Below are 3947 nucleotides of genomic sequence, written 5' to 3' on the forward strand. Positions count from 1 at the left end.
ACCAGAATGCAAGGATAGAATTATTAAACACTCATTCTTTGCGGCAATGCTGTTAATGCTACTGTCGTTGTCTGTCAGCTGTTCGGCCGGCTCGTTGACAAGACGTTTTATTTTCGAGCATAGACAGGATGTAGATTCTCTGAAACAAAATTTTTCTATAAAACGTGACTGGCATACGTTGTCGGGCAACCCGTCCGATATTGCCGATATAAACGACGATAAAGAAACAGATTTAGCACATGATAAAAAACGACATAGATCATTTAGTTATGGGATAAAAAAGAACATCATTGAGTCGATTTCGTGGCAATGGCTTTACGCTACGAATCTGCTGATTGCTTGCGAACTGATCCTGAACACAGAGGCCCATTTGAGCGTCACCCCCTATTTCTGGCTTCCTGTAGAAGTGGTTGTCGCTGCCGGTTGGCTTTTAAAAAACTATAGCAACCCCGATACAAAGCCATTTGACCCGATTGAGCAACAGGCGAATCAGGGTCATCCGTTTGCAACCATCACTGCGGTGTTTGGCTCCGGAAATAATCCACCACAATGCCAGTCGTCAGAATCACCCAGCCAGCAAGCCCCGCAAACCACCCTCCCGCCTATAAGCTCTTTTATCAGCCCTTTTAATAATGGCTATAGCGGCGGTAACGGAGGCCATCAGCAACACCAGCACACTTTAGGTTTGAATTGTTTTACCCATCCCTGCCATGGGAGTTGTCACTTCCGCCTCTCATCCAATAGCAGTGAGCCTGCTGATTGGCCTATGAATCGTCTGGAAAGCTCATGGTTCCAATTGCCTGCTGGACACTGCTTAAGTGACATGGGGCATTTTGACCCTGCAAATGCTATGGCGTCCAGGCAAAACCCTCTTTTTAATACATTGAATGATCTTTCTGACATTCAGCTCTCATTCGATTCTGAGCCACTATTTGATGGCACTGATAGTGACCTTGAAGACTCAATCCAGAATGCTATTGATGCTACCGTGTCACTCAATGATGATGCGCCATTGCCCGGGTATTTGTCTTCCATCGCTGATGATGTTGAGGTCATTAATCGGTCACTCAATCTACAGAGTCTTCCCGAAGAAGACGGGATGGCCTTTACGCTTAACTATTCAGAAACACAACACACCACCTCGAAGTCATCCCAATTGGATCAGAGCCGACCCGATCTTTCCCAGACAGGCGCAGCACAAGCCACAGTCGACAGTGATCAAAGAATATGTGAGGAGACCGTTGTCGCGAAGGATGGCCAGCCAGGGGCATGCGGGAAGGTCTGCAAGAATGCCAGAGCCCTGATGAATCACAAAGGCAGATATCACACAGGGCAAAAAAACTGTGACGTGACCGTGGTCGGAAAGGATGGACAATCACGGCCATGCGGGAAGGTTTGTAAGAATGCTGACGCCCTGGTGAATCACAAAAACAGATACCACAGCGAGCAAAAAATCTGTGAGGCGGCCGTGGTCGGGAAGGATGGCCAGTCACGGCCATGCGGGCGGCTCTGCAAGAGTGTTGGCGCCCTGGCGACTCACAGAAGCGGTTTTCACACCGGGCAAAAAACATGTGACGTGACCGTAGTCGGGGAGGATTGCCAGCAGCAGCCGTGCGGTAAGCTCTTCAAGAATGCTCGAGCTCTGTCGGATCACAAAAGCTTATGCCACGGTGAGCAACGAACCTGTGAAGTGATCGTGGTCGCGGAGCATGGTCAACCGCGACCATGCGGGAAGCCCTGCAAGAATGCCAGAGCCCTGAGGTATCATAAAAAACAAGACCACTGCGGACGAAAAGTTTGTAAAGTGATCATGGTCGGGAAGGATGGTCGGCAGCGACCGTGCGGGAAATACTTCAAGAATGTTCAAGCCCTGTCAACTCACAAAAGCGGATACCACAGCGGGGAACGAACCTGTGACATGAGCGTGGTCGGGGCGGGTGGTCAGCAGCGGCCATGTGGGAGAGTCTGCAAGAATTCTAAAGCCCTGTCGAATCACAAATACGCCGCCCACAGAGGGCAAAAATTCTGTGACGTGACTGAATGCCGGGAGGATGACCAGCAACGGCCAAGCGGGAAGGCCTACAAAAATTCACAATGCCTATGGGATCACAAAAGAAGACATCGAAAACGCAAGCCTGTTGATCTGAACGAGGACGATGAGCTTAGTCCATCAGCAGATAAAGTGAATAAGTGTGAAGACCAAGGGAAACTAACGGACTAATACATATAAGCTCGCTATTCTCCTCACAAAACCGAAATTTCAGCCTCAATTTTCTGCCGTCCTCGCAACGGGGCCGTTTGGAAGGGCACTGTTCTTTGTCAGCCTGCTGGATTTTGACATAAAGCACATCCATTTTCTTGATCTATCCTTCTTCTCTGTAAACCAGAATGCAAGGATAGAATTATTAAACACTCATTCTTTGAGGGAATACTGTTAACGCTGTTGTCGTTGTCTGTCGCCTGTTCGGCCGGATCGTTGACAAGATGTTTTATTTTCGAGCTTAAACAGGATTCAGATTCTCTAAAACAAAACTTTTCTATAAATCGTGACTGGCATACGTTGTCGGTCAACCTGTCCGATATTGCCCAAATAGACGACTATGCAGAACGAGATTTAGCACCTGATAAAAAACGACATAGGACATTTAATTATGGAATACAAAAGACCATCATTGAGTCGATTTCGTGGCAGTGGCTTTACGCTACGAATCTGCTGATTGCTTACGAACTGATCCTGACCACCAAACAGTTTCCCACGAGCGACACCCCTTATTTATGGCTTCCAACAGAAGTGGTTGCCGCTGTCGATTGGTTTTTAAAAAACTATTGTGTCCCCGATACACAGCTGTTTAACCCGATTGAACAACAGGCGAATCAGGATCACCCGTTTGCAACCATCATTACGGTGTTTGGCTCCGGAAATAATCCACCACAATACCAGTCATCAGAATCATTCAGCCAGCAAGCTCCACAAGCCACCCTTTCACCCATTAGTTCTTTAATTAGACCGCTGAATAATGACTATAGCGGTGGTAACGGAGGCTATCAGCAACAACAGCACACTTTGGGTTTAAATTGTTTCATCCATCCCTGTTATGGCTTTTGTCGATTCCGCCGCCCCCCATCTGGTAGCAGTGGGCCCGCTGAGCGGCCCCTGAATACCTCTGAAAGCTCAGGCTCTCACTTGGCTACTGGACAGTGCTTTAGTTGCGTGGGGCATTATGATCCTGCAAATTCTATGAAGTTACGACAAAACCCTCTTTTCAAAACATTGAATGATCTTTCTGACATTCAGCTCCCATTCGATTCTGACCCACTAATTGATGGCATTGATGGCCACCTTACAGACTCAATCCAGAATGCCATTGAAGCTATCGGGTTACTCGATGATGATGTGCCAATGCTCAACCATTTGTCTTCCATCGCTGATGATTTTGAGGCCATTGATGGGTCACTCGATCCAGAGAGTCTTCTCAAAGAAGACGAGGTTGCCTTTACGCTTAACCATTCAGAAACACAACAAACAACCTCTAAGTCATCCCATTTGGATCAGAGCCAACCTCAGCTTTCCCGGGCAGGCGCAGCACAAGCCAAAGCCGACAGCGGTCAAAGAACCTGTGCGGTCTCCGCGGTCGGCAAGGATGGCCAGTCACGCGCATGCAGGAAGGTCTGCAATAATGCTCAAGCTCTGTTTGATCACAAAATCAAAGACCATGGCAAGCAACAAATCTGTGAAGTGATCGTGGTCGGGGAGGATCGTCAACAGCGGCCATGCGGAAAGGTTTGCAGGAATGCCATAGCCCTGATGATTCAAAAAAGACAAGAACACTCCGGGCAAAAAGTCTGTGAAGTGATCGTGGCCGGGGAGCATGGCCAGCAAGGACCATGCGGGAGAGTCTACAAAAGTGCTGCATCTCTATCGAGTCACAAAAGCGGATACCACAGCG

General features: G+C 48.2%; 2 protein-coding genes. Both read left to right on the plus strand.

The genetic code is table 11. From position 1 onward, the window contains the following. On the plus strand, positions 1-2221 hold a 2221-nt coding region (locus tag KDK19_RS17600; protein ID WP_257254913.1), incomplete at its 5' end, for a hypothetical protein. Between the two features lie 255 nt (positions 2222-2476). Continuing rightward, positions 2477-3947 (plus strand): hypothetical protein (locus tag KDK19_RS17605; RefSeq protein ID WP_257254912.1); only part of this gene is annotated, 1471 nt, incomplete at its 3' end.

The sequence above is a fragment of the Endozoicomonas sp. ONNA1 genome (assembly GCF_024606325.1).
GTDB lineage: Bacteria > Pseudomonadota > Gammaproteobacteria > Pseudomonadales > Endozoicomonadaceae > Endozoicomonas_A.